Annotated in this window: 10 protein-coding genes; 4 read left to right on the top strand and 6 right to left on the bottom strand. The window is 72.7% G+C overall.

From position 1 onward, the window contains the following. Positions 1 to 214 precede the first annotated feature (214 nt). The 4 genes from ACZ62B_RS16015 (at position 215) to ACZ62B_RS16000 (ending at position 6,836) form a co-directional block, all read left to right on the top strand. Positions 215 to 1,126 carry a hypothetical protein gene (locus ACZ62B_RS16015; RefSeq protein WP_344558537.1) on the top strand — a complete coding sequence of 304 codons (912 nt, stop codon included), beginning with the start codon at positions 215 to 217 and terminating at the stop codon, positions 1,124 to 1,126. Between the two features lie 121 nt (positions 1,127 to 1,247). After that, positions 1,248 to 1,694 (top strand): peptidase inhibitor family I36 protein, encoded by a 447-nt coding sequence (locus tag ACZ62B_RS16010; RefSeq protein ID WP_344558539.1) that lies wholly within the window; start codon positions 1,248 to 1,250, stop codon positions 1,692 to 1,694. A gap of 168 nt (positions 1,695 to 1,862) precedes the next feature. Next, positions 1,863 to 5,792 carry an nSTAND1 domain-containing NTPase gene (locus ACZ62B_RS16005; RefSeq protein WP_469690753.1) on the top strand — a complete coding sequence of 1,310 codons (3,930 nt, stop codon included), beginning with the start codon at positions 1,863 to 1,865 and terminating at the stop codon, positions 5,790 to 5,792. A 153-nt stretch (positions 5,793 to 5,945) separates the two neighbouring features. Next, positions 5,946 to 6,836, top strand: coding sequence for a C40 family peptidase (locus ACZ62B_RS16000; protein WP_469690752.1), 891 nt, complete (start codon positions 5,946 to 5,948; stop codon positions 6,834 to 6,836). A gap of 323 nt (positions 6,837 to 7,159) precedes the next feature. Here ACZ62B_RS16000 and ACZ62B_RS15995 read toward each other — a convergent pair whose 3' ends face one another. The 6 genes from ACZ62B_RS15995 to ACZ62B_RS15970 form a co-directional block, all read right to left on the bottom strand. Beyond that, positions 7,160 to 9,289: a UvrD-helicase domain-containing protein gene (locus ACZ62B_RS15995; RefSeq protein WP_469690750.1), complete on the bottom strand. Its 2,130-nt coding sequence runs from the start codon at positions 9,287 to 9,289 to the stop codon at positions 7,160 to 7,162. A gap of 39 nt (positions 9,290 to 9,328) precedes the next feature. After that, a complete protein-coding gene (locus ACZ62B_RS15990; protein ID WP_344558547.1) occupies positions 9,329 to 10,540 on the bottom strand; it encodes an McrC family protein in 1,212 nt (403 codons plus the stop codon). Further along, a complete protein-coding gene (locus ACZ62B_RS15985; protein ID WP_469690748.1) occupies positions 10,537 to 12,351 on the bottom strand; it encodes a DUF4357 domain-containing protein in 1,815 nt (604 codons plus the stop codon). Before ACZ62B_RS15985 ends, ACZ62B_RS15990 begins: the two co-directional genes overlap by 4 nt. Before the next feature lie 155 nt (positions 12,352 to 12,506). Continuing rightward, positions 12,507 to 14,144, bottom strand: coding sequence for a hypothetical protein (locus ACZ62B_RS15980; protein WP_468719123.1), 1,638 nt, complete (start codon positions 14,142 to 14,144; stop codon positions 12,507 to 12,509). Positions 14,145 to 14,193: 49 nt separating this feature from the next. Further along, positions 14,194 to 14,571, bottom strand: a complete 378-nt coding sequence (locus tag ACZ62B_RS15975; protein WP_468719124.1) for a hypothetical protein — start codon at positions 14,569 to 14,571, stop codon at positions 14,194 to 14,196. Beyond that, a complete protein-coding gene (locus ACZ62B_RS15970) occupies positions 14,568 to 17,003 on the bottom strand; it encodes an AAA family ATPase (protein WP_469690746.1) in 2,436 nt (811 codons plus the stop codon). Before ACZ62B_RS15970 ends, ACZ62B_RS15975 begins: the two co-directional genes overlap by 4 nt. Positions 17,004 to 17,122: the final 119 nt, after the last annotated feature.

Here is a 17,122-nt window from a genome sequence, read left to right as displayed (position 1 = left end):
CTTGGCGGTGCGAGCGTCCCACGGCCGGCTCCGGCGGCGGTGGCGCGTGGACGGGGACTCTCCCCACGGTGTTGCCTCCCTCCCCGCGTCTCCCCTGTCCACGCCTTGTTTCCCGGCAGGCCTCCCCGGCGGGCAACGGGAAACCCGTCGACCGCCGCCGGCGGCGGGGCGACTCTGGATCCGTCAGCGAGCGGCAGCGGAGGGGGCGGAGTTCATGAGGCGGGTACTCGTGTCCTTGTGCGCGGTCGTGGCGGCCGTCACGACCGGATGCGCCGGCGGCGCCGACGGCCGGGCGCGACAGGACCCGCGTCCGCGTCCCCCGGCACTGACCTGGCAACAGGAACTGCGCGTCGCCGACGCACAGCAACGCCTGACCAGGCAGTGCATGAACCGTCAGGGCTTCGCCTACCGGGAGGACCGTGTCCTGACGCTCCAGGAGAGCCGCCCGGTGCGCTTCGTGCAGGACGACGTGGCGTGGGCCCGCACGCACGGTTACGGGGGACGTATCGAGGCGAAGAGCCTGCGGGTCCACGAGCGCAACCCCAACGGCACCTACCGGCAGAGTCTTTCCGCCACCCGGCGCGCCGCCTTCGACGCCGCGCTGGACGGCGGTGACGACGCGAAGACGCTCCGGGCGCCGCTGCCCGTCGGCGGAGAGATCCGCAAACGCCTCGGCGGCTGCACGGAGGAGGCCGAGCGCACGCTCTACGGCGACCCGGCCCTCTGGTTCCGCACGAGCAAGACCGTCTCGGGACTCAACGCCCTGTACGGCGAGGAACTCATGAAGGACCGCCGGCTGACCTCCGCGATCAGGGCGTGGGCGCGGTGCATGGAGCAGGCGGGACAGCCCTACGAGGATCCCTGGGCGGCCCGCGAAGCCGTCCGCGTCCGCACCAGCCGACTGGGCGAGGCCCGCGCGGACGAGGCGTTCGCCGCCGAACGGAAGACCGCCGTCGCGGACGCGACCTGCGCCCGCGAGACCTCCCTGCGTGCCGTGGCCACGGCACGGGAGACGCACTACCGGGACCGCCTGCGCGACCGGTTCGGCAAGGACATCGACACCTACCGGCACCTCGGTCGGCAGGCCTACGACCGGGCGGTGCGCATCGTCCCGGAGCGCGACTGACCGGGTCGCGCCCGGGCGGACACCGCCCCACGGCGCCGGTGCGCGCCGGGCGACCGGCCCGGCACACCGGCTCCGACGCACCACCGACGCACCGACAGCGAAAACAACGAGGGGAAACAGCATGCGCAAGACCATCGTCACCGCAGCGGTCCTCGGGCTCGCCGCCCTGGGCCTCGCCGCACCCGCCACCGCCGCGCAGGCGTCCGAGAACGCCGTCGCCGGCCCCGGCTGCGACAGCAAGTGGGGGCCGCGCAACGGCAACGTGTACGCCTGGGACGGCTTCGACTGCCAGGGCACCCAGCTGGTGGCCACGCCGGGCAACAGCAGCAACTGGGGCTCCGCCAACGACAGGGCCTCGTCGGTCATGAACCGGGGATTCACCGGCAACCTGTCGATCGTCGCGTTCTACTTCCTGGAGAACTACGAGGGGGGCCACGCCTGCCTCCAGCCGGGCGAGCTGTACGCCGACAACCTCTCCGACAACTTCTTCAACACCGGCCCGACGGTGAACGACAACATCAGGTCGCACCGGTGGGTGAACGGCGGCTGCGCGGTCAACCTGACCTGACCTGACCCGCCCGCCCGCTCACCCGCCCGGCAACGAACGCCCGGAACCGCCCCACGGTTCCGGGCGTTCGCGTTTTCGTCACATCGGGTGAAAGGTTTGGCTGCCCTTACCACCCCGGCAGTAACCTGGGCTTCCACCGTCTCACGGCCGCACCGCATGGGGGACTCCGTGGGAGATCCGCAGCAAGGGCACGAAGCAGACCACGGGAACGGGCGGGACCGGAACGCGCTGACCACGCACTCCTTCCCCGCCCGATTGAGACGACTCAGACAGGCACGCGGCCTGTCGCTGGCCGACCTGGCACGACAGACGCATTACAGCAAGGGCTACCTCAGCAAGATCGAGACCGGCACGAAACGGGCGACCGCCGACGTCGCCCGTATCTGTGACCGAGTGCTGGGCGCCGAAGGGGAGTTGCTCAGGCTCGTACTCGTACAGGAGGGACCGCCCGCCGACAGCGGGAGCGGCGCCGAGGCCGCCGCTCCCGAGCGGCAGTCCGACGGGGCGTGCCCGTACCGCGGCCTGTCGGCGTTCACCCCGCAGGACGCGGACTGGTTCTTCGGCCGGGAGCGCGCGACGGCCGCACTGGTGGAACGGGTCTTCGAACGGGTGGGAAACGGCCCGCTGATGCTCGTCGCCCCCTCGGGGGCGGGCAAGTCGTCCCTGCTCAACGCCGGACTGGTGCCCGCCCTGCGGCGCGGCGACCTCCCCATGCCGGGCGCCGACCGATGGCCGGTGGCGGTGTTCACCCCCACCTCACGGCCCCTGGACGAACTCCTGGAACGCACCGCGAAAGCGGTGGGCGGGGACCTCGCCGTCACCGTCGAGGAGGCGCGCGGGAACCCCGGCGCGGTACTGGACGCCGTACGCGCGATGGCGCACGATCCGCCGGCGCCGCCCGGGGAACGCCGGCCCCCGCCCTGCCGGCCGGTGCTGATCGTCGACCAGTTCGAGGAACTCTTCACCCTCTGCGCGGACGAGGACGAGCGGCGCTCCTTCGTCCGGGTGCTCTGCGCTCTCGCGGGCCCCCGGCCGGAGGAGAGCGGACACGGCCCCGCCGTCGTGGTGCTCGGCGTCCGGGCCGACTTCACCGGCGACTGCCTGGACCTCCCCGAACTGGCCCCGGTCCTCACCGACGGGCTGTTCGTGCTGCCGCCCATGTCCGTGGGGGAGTTACGGGAGTCCATCACCCGCCCGGCGCGGCTCGCCGGACTGACCCTCCAGCCGGGCCTGGTGCCCCTGCTCCTGCGCGACGCGGGGCTGCGCGACGAGCAGGGCGGCACGCAGCCGGGAGACACGCGGCGGGGCAGCGGGACGGACGCCGGCCCCGGAGCCTACGTGACACCCTCCGGCGTGCTCCCCCTCGTCTCCCACGCCCTGCTGGCCACCTGGCAGCGGCGCGAGGGGTCCGTGCTGACCGTCGCCGGATACGAGCGGGCCGGCGGGATCCGGGGCGCGATCGCGCGGACCGCCGAGAACGTCTTCGCCCGGCTGTACCCGGCCGAACAGAGGACGATCCGCCGCGTCCTGTCCCGTCTGGTGTACGTCGCGGACGGCGGCGGGGCGACCCGCCGCCGGACGAGCGGGGCCGCCCTGAGGGAGCAGTTCGCCGACGCGGACGGAGCGGCCGCCGCACTCGACGCCTTCGTACGGGCCCGGCTCGTCACCATGGACAGCGACACGGTCGAGATCACCCACGAGGCCCTGCTGCACGCCTGGCCACGGCTGCGGGACTGGATCCACGCCGACCGCGCCGGGCTGCTCCTCCACCAGCAACTCGCGCACGCCGCCGCCGAGTGGGAACGCGAAGGCCGGGACCCGTCCGCGCTGTACCGCGGCACCCGGCTGAGCACCGTGCGCTCCTGGGCCGACGAACTGGACGGCCGGCGCCGGCTCGGCCCCGGCGAGGAGGCGTTCCTCCGGGCGAGCCTGGCCGAGCAGGAGAGACACGAGAGGCAGGCCAGGCGCCAGGTCAGGATCCGGCAGTCGATGCTCGCCACGCTCGCCGTCCTGCTGGGGCTCGCCCTGACCGCCGGAGGCCTCGCCTACCAGCAGCGCGAGAGCGCCCTCGACCAGGAACGCGTCGCGCGCTCCCAGGCCCTCGCCGTACGGTCCGCGTCGCTCGCCGGAGGCCGGCCGGAGGCGTCGATGCTGCTGGCCGGGGAGGCCTACCGGGCCCACACCACCGCCGAGGCGCGCGGCGCGCTGCTGAGCACGCAGTCCCAGCCCTTCTCCGACCGGCTGGGCGGTCACCGGGGGCCGGTCAACGCGGTGGTCTTCGCGCCGGACGACCGGTTTCTGGCGACGGCCAGTTCCGACGGGACCGTGACCCTGCGACGGGTGTCGGACCGCCGTACGACCGCCACGTTCACCGTGTCCGGGCCCGTCCGCTCGATCGCCTTCAGCCCCGACGGCCGCACCCTCGCGGCGACGTCGGCGCGCGGGCCCGTGAGCCTCTGGGACATCGCCGAGCGCCGCAGGAAGGCCGTGCTCCCCGACAGCACGAAGGGCGCCCGCGCGCTGTCCTTCGACCCCCGCGGGCACCGGCTCGCCGTCGCGACCGCGCGGGGGCCGGTCCAGTTGTGGGACACCGCGCGCACGCCCCGCCTCACCGCCTCCCTCCGCGGGCACGAGGGAGCGGTCAACGCCCTGGACCATGCCCGCGACGGCCGGACCCTGGTCTCCGCCGGAGCCGACCGGCTCGTGCGGCTGTGGGACACCGACCGGGCCCGGCTCCTCGCCGTGCTCAAGGGGCACGCCGACGAAGTGCTGGGCGTGGCGTTCTCCCCGGACGGCCGGGAGGTGGCATCCGGAGGCGTCGACCGGACCGTACGGCTGTGGGACGTGCGCGGCGGCCGGCTCGACGCGACGCTGTCCGGGAGCAACGACGACATCAACGCCGTCGCGTACACGCACGACGGCGCCACGGTCGTCGGCGCGGTCGGCGACGGGACGACCAGGCTGTGGGACGTGCGCGGCGGCAGGCAGACCGCCGTGCTCGCCGGCCACACCGACTACGTGATGGGGGCGGACGTGACCTCCGACGGCACCCTGCTCGCCACGGCCGGTTTCGACCGGTCCGTGGTCCTGTGGAACCTCGGCGGCCCGGTACTGACGGCCCGTCCGTTCACCCAGGTCTGGCAGGCCCGGTACAGCCCCGACGGACGGCTGCTGGCCACCGCCGACGCCGACCACACGGTACGCCTGTGGGAGGTGGGCCGGCGTCGGCTCCTGGCGACGCTGCGGGGACACACCGAGGCCGTCTTCTCGGTGTCCTTCGCGCCCGACGGGCGGACCCTGGCGTCGGCGGGCTCCGACGGCACGGTCCGGCTGTGGGACGTGGCCGCACGGGAACCGCTGGCGGCCCTGACCGGCCACACCGGGCAGGTCTTCTCCCTCGCCTTCGCCCCCGACGGCCGGAGCCTCGCCTCGGCCGGCGCCGACCGTACGGTGCGCCTGTGGGACGTGACGGAGCGCGCGCCGCTGGCGACCCTGACCGGCCACCGGGACTTCGTCAACGGCGTCGCCTTCAGCCCCGACGGCCGGGTCCTGGCCAGCGCCGCCGACGACCTGACCGTACGGCTCTGGGACGTCTCCTCCCACCGCCCGCTCGGCACGCTGAAGGGCCACACCGGCGCGGTGCGCAGCGTGACCTTCACCCCCGACGGGCGGTCGCTGGCCAGCAGCGGCAACGACGGCACCGTACGGCTGTGGAACGTCCGCGAACGCCGCTCACAGGCCGTCCTGACCGGTCACATCGGCTCCGTCCGGGGCATCGCCTTCGCGCCCGACGGCCGCACGCTCGCCAGCAGCGGCAACGACCGTACGGTGCGCCTGTGGGAGGTCCCCGGACGGCGCCCGTGGGCGACGCTGACGGGCCACACCGACGCGGTGTGGAGCGTGACCTTCGCTCCCGACGGGGGCACGGTGGCCAGCGCCGGCACGGACGGCACCGTACGGCTGTGGGACCTCGACCCCGGGGCCCGGCTGGCGCGGATCTGCCGACTGGGCGCGAGCATCGACGCGGACGCACGCGCGAAGCTCCTGCCCGGTGTCCGCCTCACCGACGACAAGTCGTCCTGCGACGGGCGGGGGTGACGGTGACTCACCTGCTCGCAGGGGGTTTCCCGGATGTTTCCCGTTGCCCGCCGGAAGGAGGCGACACCCGGCTCCTCGACAGGCGCGAGGCACGGCCAGCAGGCTCCTGAGCGACCACTCCTCCCACCGGCCACAGGAAACGGGGGTCCTGGCATGCTCCGCCGGACCGTTCTCATCCGCACACTGACCGCGTTGCTCGCCTTCCTCTTCTGGGCGCCGGTGTCCGCCGCCGCCGCGAACACCGCGACACCCGTACAGCGCGTGTCCGCCGACACGTGCGGCGCCCTCGCACCCGGGGCCTCCGCGGCGGCCGAACGCGCGATCGCCGCCGCCTGCGCCGAGGTCGCGGCCGGCACCTGGTACACGTGGGGCGGCGGGCACGGCCCCCAGCCGGGCCCCACGTACGGCCAGGTCGACCCGACCGACCCGGACAGCGAGCACGACCCCGAACGCCTCGGCTTCGACTGCTCGGGCCTGGTCCGCCACGCGTACGCCGAGGCGGCGGGCTCCGACATCCTCGACGGCGTCGCCGGCCAGCAGTACTACACGCACCGCGCCGCCGCCCGCTTCACCGCAGCCCAGGGCCTGGCCCCGCTGGTCCCGGGCGACCTGCTCGCCTGGGGCACCTCGCGGGACCTGCACCACATCGCCGTCTACCTGGGCGCGGGCAAGATGGTCGAGGCCAGGGAATCCGGCACCAGGATCATGGTCAGCGACGTCCGCCTCGGCGGCGACTACTTCGGCGCCGTCCGCGTCGACACCGGCCCGGTCACCGGTCACGTCCACCAGACCTGGGGCACCGGCGTGTGGACCAAGGCCGAACCCTCCCTCGGCGCCGCCCGCGTCTACGCCTTCCCGTACTCCACCACCATCCGCGTCCAGTGCCAGAAGCACGCCGAAGAGGTCACCTCCGACGGCTACACCAACGACGTGTGGTCCTACCTGCCGGACTACAGGGCGTGGATGACCAACATCTACATCAAGGGGGCGGCCTGGCTCGACGGGGTGCCCGAGTGCGGGGCGGCGGCGCCGGCGACACGGTGACGCGCCGGCGCCAGGGGCCGCTCCGAAACGGACGGTGCCCGGAGCACGGACGGCACGAGCGCGACCGCCGCCTCACGGGAGGCGGCGGTCTTCCCGTACCGGGGCGACGTGTGCGTCCGTACGGGGTGGAGCCCGGAGGAACGCCTGGTAAGGGCAGTGACCTCGGACGGGCCCGAGTGGTGCCACACCCGTGCCCCGGATGGCCGGCGCGTCAGCGGGCACCGCATGGGAACGTGCGGCGACGTGCTGGAGGAGACGGCATTCGTCCGGGACGGAACACGCACGGCCGAGCGGATCGATCGCACCGAAGACGGTACCGAGCCTCAGCGGAGCAGGAACGGGCTCGCGGCCCCGCTCCATGACACCGCGAGCGCCTCCCGAGCCCTCGTGCACGCCACGAACAGCAGGCACCGCTCCCGCAGCAGATCCGACTCGTGCTGCAGGACGTCCACGGAGGCCGGCGTCACCTCCCGGCCGAACGGCAGCGCACCGGCGGTCACACCGAGCACCGCGACACACCGGAACTCCAGCCCCTTCATGGCGTGCATGGTGGCGAGCCGTACCCCGTCCACGCCGGGGCCCGGATTGTCCCGGACCCGGACCACCGGTATCCCGGCCGCACCGAGCTTGTCGTGGACCTTGTCGAGCAGAATGTTGAATCGGGCGCACACGCCGATCTCGGAGGGACGGATGCCCTGCTCCACCCAGTCCCGCACGCGTGCCACGAGCGCCGCCACCTCCTCCTGCTCCGACCCGTACCCGTTCACGTGCGGCCTGCGGCCGTGCAGTAGCGAGCGGTAGCCGGCCAGCGTGTCGTTGCCGTCACCGCCCAGGTCCTCCACGACCACTGGGCTCAGGAGGCCGGTGGACCACGTGAGGATCTCCTCGGTGCTGCGGTAGTTGAGCCGCAGCCGGTGAGTGCGCCCGGTCACCGGTATGCCCAGTGAGCCGAGCGAGACCTTCGAGTCGTAGATCCGCTGGTGCGGGTCTCCCGTGAGGAACAGGTCGTCGTTGCCGGGGGCCACCGCGCCCCGCAGCACGCGCCACTGCGCGGGGTGCAGGTCCTGCGCCTCGTCCACCACGACGTGGTCGTGCGTGGGCGCCGAGGCGGTCAGCAGATCGGCCGCCCGCGTGCACACCTTCAGGTACGTGGTCCCCTTCTGGTCGCGCAGCATCGACTCGAACAGCTCGACGGCGGGCCACAGTCGCTCCCGCCTGCTCGGCGACAGGGAGCTGCCCCGGCCGCGCCGGGAGGCGGCACGGTAGTCGTTCAGCGTGCGCAGATCCTGGGCGAGGACGACGTGCCGGTACTCCTGGGCGAGGAACTGCTCGGTCCACGGCAGACCGAGCTTCTTGACCACCCGCTGCCACAGTTGCCGTTCCTCGCGGTCCCCGACGGGGGAGGGGGCCCTGCCGTCGAGGCGGGTCACGACACCGTGCGCGTAGGCGTTGACCGTCGTCACGTCCACCCGGGTCAGGAGCTCCTCGTCGCCGTCCAGGAGCAGGGACAGGCTCTCGCGCAGCGAGGCGGCCAGTGCGTTGGTGTACGTGGTGAGCAGGATCCGGGTGTTTGACGAACGTCCGAGCAGGTGCTTGACGCGGTGCAGCGCGGCGACCGTCTTTCCGGTCCCGGGACCGCCGGTGACCTGCACCGGGCCGCCGTAGGACACCCGGTAGGCGACCCGTCGCTGCGAGGGGTGCAGGAACACCCGCCAGGCCGCGAAGGGCTTCTCCAGGATGTCGGCCAGTTCCTCCGGGCCGGTGACCAGTGTGATGCGGCTGGCGGTGTTGGCGATCGCGACCGCCAGGCTCTCGTCCGGGCCGGGTCCGGCGGCGACCGGCCGCCGTACGGCGACCACGTCGCGGTAGACCTCCTCGGGGCCGAACCCCTCGGCGAGGTACTGCAGCACCTCGAACTGGTCCTCCGGCAGCAGGGTGCCGAACGCCTCCAGCTGGGGCTTGTCGATGACGGTGCGCACCGCGCGGAGCACCTGGTCGTCGATGCCGAGCTCACGCAGCACGGTGTCCGAGTAGCGTGCGAACAGCAATGAGGGCGCAGCCGCGGCGGCCTTCTCCAGCTGCGGCGTCAGCTGCTCGATCGCGACCACGTTGCGCACCTCGAGTGCCCGCGTCGCGGAGTTCGTCGTGTACAGCCGCTTGGCGGCCCAGGTGTAGGCGTCGTCGTGCCGTACGACGTTGACGAGCAGGAACACGTCGCTGCCGTCGTCGGGAGCCAGCACGACACCGCGCCAGAAGTCGTTGATGCGGATCGTCCGCATCCGCGGGTCGCGGGCCTTCTCGACGGACTCCAGATGCAGACCCTTGTCCGCCTGCAGCTCGGGAACGGTGAGCTGCTGGAACTTCTGCATCGCCTTGCGCACGCCGGCCCGCACGGGTTTCTCCAGGAGGTCGTAGCTCTCCCAGAAACTGTTGGCGAACGCCAGCTGCGGCACGACGTGCTCTCCCCACCCCGGACGGTCACTGCGGGCCGATCATACGCGCGGCGTGTCCACCAGCCGGGCGGCCACCTCCGCGACGTCGGCGAGCAGCCCCGCCGGGTCCTGGTCGAGGTCCAGGGCGTGCTGGTGGAGGACGGTGCCCGCGTGCCGCACCCGGTGGGCGGCGTGACCGGCGTTGCCCTTCGCGTACACCAGGTGCCCCTCGTCCAGCCCGAGGGCGGTGCAGTAGGCGAGCATCTGGTACAGGTCAGCGTCCGGGTAGCCGCCCGGTCTCTCCACCTTGTACTTGGCGTCGGCCACCGCGCACGGCGCGCGGTCCGGCCCGTAGAGGACGAGGTCCGGCTTCATCCGGATGGTCCGCGCCTCGTCCAGGTGGAGCGGGTCCTGGAACCGCGCGACGTATCCGGAACCGCGCAGCGCCTCCCGCAGGGCGACGGTCACGAAGTCCTCGAAGAGCTTGTTCATGTCGAACAGGAACCCCTCGACGCGCAGCCCGCCGGGCCCGTGCTCCGGGGAAGCGTCCTCCAGCACGGCCCGTGCCAGCCGCAGGGCGTGGTGGTACCGGGCGTTGAGCCGGCTCGGCCGCCACTCGGGCAGGGGCCGGCCGCGCACGAGCGCCGTGACGTCCGCCAGTCGCGCCCGCTGGTGCAGCAGCCTCCGGCGCACCTCGCGCGGCACGCCGGGCAGCCGCAGCAGCCGCTCGACGGCCGCCCGCAGGATCCGGTTCTCCGCGATGTCCGTCGTGAAGTCGTCGTACACCACCTCCACCGGCAGCGTCGCCCCGAACCGGCGCCGTATCTGCTCGGCCTCCCGGATCCGGCCCCGCACGACCGGCGAGGTCTCCTCCGCCACCCGGTAGCCCTGCAACAGCCCTTGCCGCAGGGCCCGGTCCACCTGCCGCTCCACGGCGTGGGCGAGCGCCGGCAGCACCTCCCGGTGCTCGGCCACGTCGACCTCACCGCCCCGCCAGGCACCGGCGGGGTCGAGGCTGTAGCCGAGCAGGAAGAAGAGACGGCCGATCGGCACCTTGGGGGTGATACGGACCGTGAGCGGATCGCCGTGCCCCGGCACGGCGACCGTGACGGCCCCGACCTTGCTCCCCGCCCGCAGCGACCAGCGCCCGGAGGAGTACGGATCCGGCGCGGCGTCCACGATGCGCAGGGCCGCGAGCGCCCGCCCCACACCGTCCGGCAGGGCCACGCCCACCGCCGGAGCGTGCTCGACGAGCTCGACGACCGGCGTCACCCCAGTGACTCCCGCAGCGCCGCCAGCCCGTACCGCTTTCCGACGTCCACGCCCTCGCCGTAGTGGTGCTCCTCCAGCAACGGCAGGATCTTCGTCCGCCAGGTCCGCTCCAGACCGCCCTCCCGGTACACGCCCTTCTTCATCAGGTACGAGGGCCCGATGCGGAAGTCCGGGTCGTCGATCCGCGCGTTGAGCGCGTCGAGCAAGGCCGCGGGCTCGGCGTCCCTGCCCTCCCGCTCCAGCCACCGGCGCAGCAGGCCGCTCGTCGGCTCGGTCCGCGGCGACAGCTCGACGAAGGCGAAGCGCCGGCGCATCGCCGCGTCGACGAGGGCGATGGACCGGTCGGCGGTGTTCATCGTCCCGATCACGAACAGGTTCGGCGGCAGCGCGAAGTCGTCGCCGGAGTACGTCAGCCGCACCGACTTGTTGCGGTACTCCAGCAGGAAGTACAGCTCGCCGAAGACCTTCGCGAGGTTGGCCCGGTTGATCTCGTCGATGATCAGGAAGTGCGGGATGTGCCGGTTGCCCTCGCGGGACGCCAGATCGGCGAGCTCGCGCAGCGGCCCGGCGGTGAGCCGGAACGCCACCTCGCGGGTCTCCGGGTCCTCCTGCGGCCGGAACCCCTCGAAGAAGTCCTCGTAGGAGTACGAGGGGTGGAACTGCACGAGCTTCACCTGCTCGGGGCCGCCGCCCAGGAACTCGGCGAGCTTGAGGGCGAGGTAGGTCTTGCCGGTGCCGGGCGGACCGTAGAGCACGAGCTGCCGCTCGTCCCAGAGCAGGTCGCGCACCTCCCGCAGCCATTCGGTCCCGTGCACGAGCAACTCGGCGGCCAGCTCGTCCGTGGGCTCGGGCAGCTCCAGCTCCCGCCGGGCGGTGAGCGCGGGGATCTCCACGCTCGGGTCCCGCTCCGTCCCCCCTGCCTCCTCGGCCAGTTCCTGGTCGGTGAGACCGAGTCCCTCGACGTGGGCCTGGACGGCGGAGAGGTCGACGACGTCGTGCTGGACGGACAGCTTCTGCTGGAGCTCCTCGGGCAGGTCGTCGTAGGGGAAACCGGCCGGCTGCCACTCCACGGGCCGACGCAGGTTGGACCGGCGGTCCTCGGACTCCGTCTGCTCGGCCTCGCCGGTGATCTCGCCGACGTACAGCCGGCCGCCGGAGATCGTGCACACGGTGTCGCCGGGCTTCATGCGCGACAGGAAGGCGTGCAGGTCCTCGACGAGCTGCTGCCGCTGGCTGTACGTGGCGGTCGACTCGTAGTCCTCCTGGACCAGCGTGCGCAGCGCGTCCTTGCTGACACCCTGCTGAACACCCTGCCGCAGCCGGGAGGCGGCGAGGGTGACGCGTCCCTCGGGCAGCCACAGGCGCTGGACCAGGTCCAGACCGGTGACGTTGGAGCCGCGCACGAGCCAGGTCCGATGGGGACCCGCCCACACCCCGGACATGAAGTCGGACAGGGGCCTGTCGTCCTCGGTCCGCCACTCCTCCCACCCGTTGCGCGGCGCCCCGACCAGCACGACGGCGGCGAAGGAGGGGGAGCCGAACACCACGTCCTCGGTCAGCTCCAGCCAGCCCGGCCAGTGCGTCGACGGCACCAGTGCGCCCTGTGCCCGGAGTTCCTCGCGGCGCTTGGTCGGCGCCTTGAAGTGCTTGCCCAGTGAGGGCATCACATGGTCCCGCGCCGGGGAACCGGCCCGTACGAGGAACTTCCGGCTGCCGTTGGTGCCCGTCTCGTCCAGGAGCACTCCGCGTGCCCGGTCGATGCCGTCACCGCTGGGCAGCCGGAGCCGGAACTCCGGATATTCGTCGGCCATGGGACCCTCCCGCACCTGCTGGTCAATCCGTCCGCAGCGTACTGGCAGACACTGACAATCCCGCTGTGACGCCGGCACCAGTGGGCCGGTCTCCCATGACGAGAGGGCCGGCCCACAGCTGACCCGCTGAACGCCTCCCGGTGGTCAGCGGTCTGTCACGTCAACGTGTTGGACAGATGGGGCCCGATGTACCCGATGTAGATGCCGTACTCGGCACAGGCTCCGTCGAAGTAGTGCAGCCGCGGCGCGATCGTGTTGCCGCCGCCGACGCGTACGTGCGCGCCCATGAACACCTTCCGTGCCGGATCGACGTGCTCCGGTACGGGGAACGTACGCTGCCGGCGCCAGCTCGAGTTGCCCTTCACCGACTTGGACTCGTCCCGCACGATCTTCCGGGGTGAGATCGTGCGGACCCCGCCCGGGGCGTCGGCACACCATTGCTTGAAGTCCCGGCCGACCTGCCCGGCGGTTGCCGCCCGGGCGAAGTCTCCGAGCGCCAGCAGCGCGTCCCAGGTCATGCGCACCCAGGACGAGCCGTACGCCTGCGCGTCGAGGTCGATCGTCACCTTCCGGGAGCCGGTGAAATGCAGGCGGGGCAGGGAACCGAGGCGGTCCAGGAGTTCCTCGAAGGACTCCGGGCCGTCCTCCGGCACGGTGAGCGGGGTGTACGCGGCCGCGGCGGCGCCCAGTTCCACCATCTGCTTGCGTAGCACCTGCAACTGCGCTCGGACGGAGTGCAGTTCCCGGTACTGCTCGTCGTACTCGGCGATCAGCAGGGTCTCGTTGTCCTCGGCCTTGCGCAGCTCGTACTTGAGGTCGCGGATCTCGTCGGCCCGTACCCGTTGTTCCCGCCCCGCCTCCTCCAGGATCTCGTGGAGGACCTCGTTCTCGACGCGCAGCCGTTCCAGCTCGGGCGCAGCGGAGTCACCCGGTGCGCGGGTCCGCATGACCGGCACGGAATCGAGCTCGGCGGGCAGGGGCGCACGGGCGGCCAGCCGCTGAGGCAGCTGGGCGATGATCCTGCGGGCCTGCGACGGGCGGTCGGTGATCAGCCTGCGGGACATCACCCGGTGCCGTTGCCCGTCGGCGGGCCAGGCCGGGTCGACTCCCGGGAGGTAGGTGCGCACACCGCCGCCGTAGACCCGGTGGTACTCCAGCGCGCGGTTGAAGCGGGCCTCCGCCTCGGGGGTGAGCACGTAGAGGATCGCCAGACCGGCCAGGGGCCGGACCAGCGGATCCACGCTGTCCTCCAGCCAGGTGTCGAAGTCGGCTCCGTACGGTGTGCTGGCCACGACGACCGGCAGGCGCCGTGTCTCGTCGCACAGCTCGTCTATGACGGCGTCGACGTCTTCCGCCTCGACCACCTGGGGCTCGGCCGTGACGTCGGCGAGGCCGTCGCGTGCGTCGAGGACCTCGAGGAGACCGCGCGCGAGCCGGGGCGTCTTGGCCGGTACGGGCACGGCCTCGGGGTCGTCCGGCAGGTGTTCCACGTCCAACTGGACCCTGGTGGGGCCGTCTCCGGCCTGGCGGATCAGCAGTGTGGTCTGCCAGGTTCCGCCGGGCAGCGTCTCGCGCAGCCGCCAGCGGCCGTACGCTCCCGAGGCGCCGGCGGTGGAGTCGTGGTCGAGGGTGACGCCGCGGGCTATCTCGTTGCGGCCCTCGGTGAAAGCGTCGACGTCGTAGCTCTTCGGGGGTTCCCTGAGCCATCGGCGCAGCCGGTCGTCGACCTGCGCGCCGGTCGTGACGTAGTCCAGTCCGCTGGTGACGACCATGCGGTATCGGCGGGTGTCCAAGGCGGGATCCTCATGTCCGGAGATGTGCGGGGGCGCAGGGGGCGACTGCTCAGTCCTCCGTGGCGTCGAGTGCCGTCAGCAGGTCGGCGACCTCCAGCAGACGGGTGTGGATCTGTGCCGGGGCCGGAGGCAGTTCGCAGGTGCGGTAGTGGCAGGCCGCACTGAGCGCGGACCAGGTGGTGTGGCAGCGGCGGGCCGTCTCGTGGCCCGCGTACCAGCCCAGGCACAGCAGCCGGTGCTTGCCGACCCGTGTCATCGACGGGGTGACCCGCCGCCAGTACGCGTCCAGGGCCTCGTCGAGCGCCATCCGGAGCAGCACGGCGGCGGCGCGGGCGCGCAGACCGGGCGCCAGGGCGTGCACGGTGCCGGGCTCGGGAAGCAGGAGGTTGCGGGCAGCGGTCACGAGGGCCTGCGGGGACGCGCTCACCGGACACCCCCGACGCCCTCGGAGTCGCCGCTGCGCCGGATGGCCGCCGCCAGCGCCTCGGTCCGGCGCACCAGTCTCCTGCGGTCCTCCACCGTCGGAAGGGGCGCGTGCGCACCGGAGTTGAAGACTTCGACCAGGGCCCAGCCGCCCGCGCAGATCCGTTCGACGGCCTCACGGGCGTGCTGCCGCTCGTCCCCGAGCAGCGCGAGGGACACGTACGTCTTGGTGCGGTCCAGGGAGGCGACGCGTTCCTCGACGTCCCGCAGGCCGAGCCCCCGCTCGTCCCGCAGTCGGCGCCGCGCGGTCTCCAGACAGGCCGCCTCCACCGCCACCCGGCACATGGCGGGCAGCACGTGATCGGCGACGCCCTGCGGAAGGTTCGGGTCCAGGGAGATGTCCCGCGCCTCCTTGAGCGCCTGCTCCACCGGGTCGGTCACCGTCTCCACGCCCACCACCGAGTCGGGCTGACGGGTGACCCGCAGGACGGCCGCCTCGATGCCGAGATGGACGATGGCCTGCTGGAGCCGGGTGTCGTGGGTGAAGACGATCACCTGCCGGTCACGGGCACAGGCGTCGAGAACCCGTGCCAGCCCTTCGACCTTCTCCGGGTCCATCGACTGCACGGGGTCGTCGATGACGAGGAACCCGAACGGGCTGGCCGCGTGCGTGGCGCGCGGCAGGAACAGGGACAGCGCCAGCGAGTGCAGCTCGCCCTGGCTCATCACGCTGTAGGCGGGGGCGTCCATGTCGTCCACGGAGACGCCGAGTTCGACCTTGCCGCGACCGGGGGTGCCGGCGAGGGTGACGGAGCCGAGCGTGACGCTGCTGTGCTCGCACAGCTTCTGCCACACCTCCTGCGACCGCTGCGCGAAGGGACGCAGCCGCTCGTCGCGCAGCTCGTCGATGATCGGGCGCAGCCAGCCGCGGGCCTTCCGCGCGTGCTTGCGCCGCTCCCGCGCCACCTCCGCGGCCTCCGCCGCGCCCAGCCACTCGGCGAGCCGCGTGGCAGCCGGCTGCCAGGCGCCGTCGTGTTCGGCGAGGCGCAGGGAGGCATCCTCCCGTACTTGCCGGCAGGCGTCGTCCAGGGTGGCCGCGGCACGCTCGACGCGGTCCGCCAGCTCGCGGGGATGCGTGACGTCCCGGCACTGCGCCCACTCCTGCCACACCGCCTCGAGCGGGGACGTCTCGCCGCGCAGCCACACCGGGACCGGCTGCACGAGATCGTGGACGGCCCGTACCGCCACCGTCACGTCCTGCCGGGCGGCCTGCGCGTCGGCGGCCTCGGCTTGGAGCCGCTCCGCTTCGGCCCGCGCCTGCTCCGCCCACGCCCGGTCGAGCCGGTTCTCCGCGCCGCAGACCGGGCAGTCCGTGCTTCCGGAGCGCCGCTGGTGTTCGATCGCCGTCTCCAGCAGCCGGGCCAGGCGGCGGGCCTCCTCGGCGCTGCCGTACCGGGCCTCCTCGGCCCCTTCGGCGGCCTTCCGCAGCCGGGCCACGGCTCCGCCGACCTCCGCGAGATCCGGCCCGGCCAGGCTCGCCCGCTGCCGCAGCCGGGCCAGTTCGGCCTCGGCGGCCGGGGCACGGCCGCCCAGCAGCGTCCGCACCCGGTCGAGGTCGGGCCGGGTGCCCGACAGGGCGTGCGTGGCTTCGAGGGCCCTGGGGTCGTCGAGTGCGGCCAGCGTGTCACGGAGCTGTGCGGTGAGCGTGTCCGCCCGCTTGATCGTCTGCTCGCACTCGCCCACCGCGTCCTTGACCCGGCCGTCGAGCTCGGCGAGCAGTTCGAGCCCGAGGAGCTTGAAGAAGGCGTCGTGCAGCCCGCCGAGCGTGCCGTTGATCATCGAGCCGAGTTCGCTGTACGGCAGGAAGGGCCGGGCGAGCTCCAACGCCTCGGAATCGACGACCTCGTCCAGGCTCCGCTCCGAGCCGTCCGCCCCCTCGACCTTGGTTCGGGCCTCGCCGACCTTGGTTCCGAACCAGCTCCGCCGTACGGTGACGGCCTCGCCGTGCTCGCCGACGGCCAGTTCGACTCCGACCTCGGGCCTGACATCGGGGCTGTGCAGGTTGCGCCAGCCCTTCTGCCAGTCGCCGGCCCGCCGTCCCTCCCAGCGGGAATTGCATCCGGTGATCGCGGTCTCGGCGGCCTCGGCGAAGCTCGACTTGCCCGAGCCGTTGGGTCCCGCGACGACGACCAGGCCGGGGCCGGGCGGTAGTTCGAGGGTGGTCCGCGGACCGATGCCCCGCCAGCCTGCCGCGGTGATGGACCGCAACTGCACCGGACCCGCTCGCCCTTCGCGGCTCCGGACCTGCTCGTCCGGCAGCAGCTCGCGCAGCAAGGACCGCGCCTCCGGAGTGAGGTCCGAACCGTCGAGTCGATCGAGGAGGAGCTCACGCACAGAGGTCGGCGAGTCGGCTGAGGTCTGCGGTTGGTCGGTCACGACTGCCCCTTTCATGGGGTGCGGGACGAGGTGCGCCTGAGAACGATGAACGCCTTGTTTGCTCAAAGATGATGGAGCGTATTTGTGAGCATCGTCAACAAGTTAAGGAGAAGAGATAT

The organism is Streptomyces sp. NPDC053426 (assembly GCF_055585405.1).
Note: the sequence above shows the minus strand (reverse complement) of the source record. Positions and strands in the feature narration are given on the sequence as shown.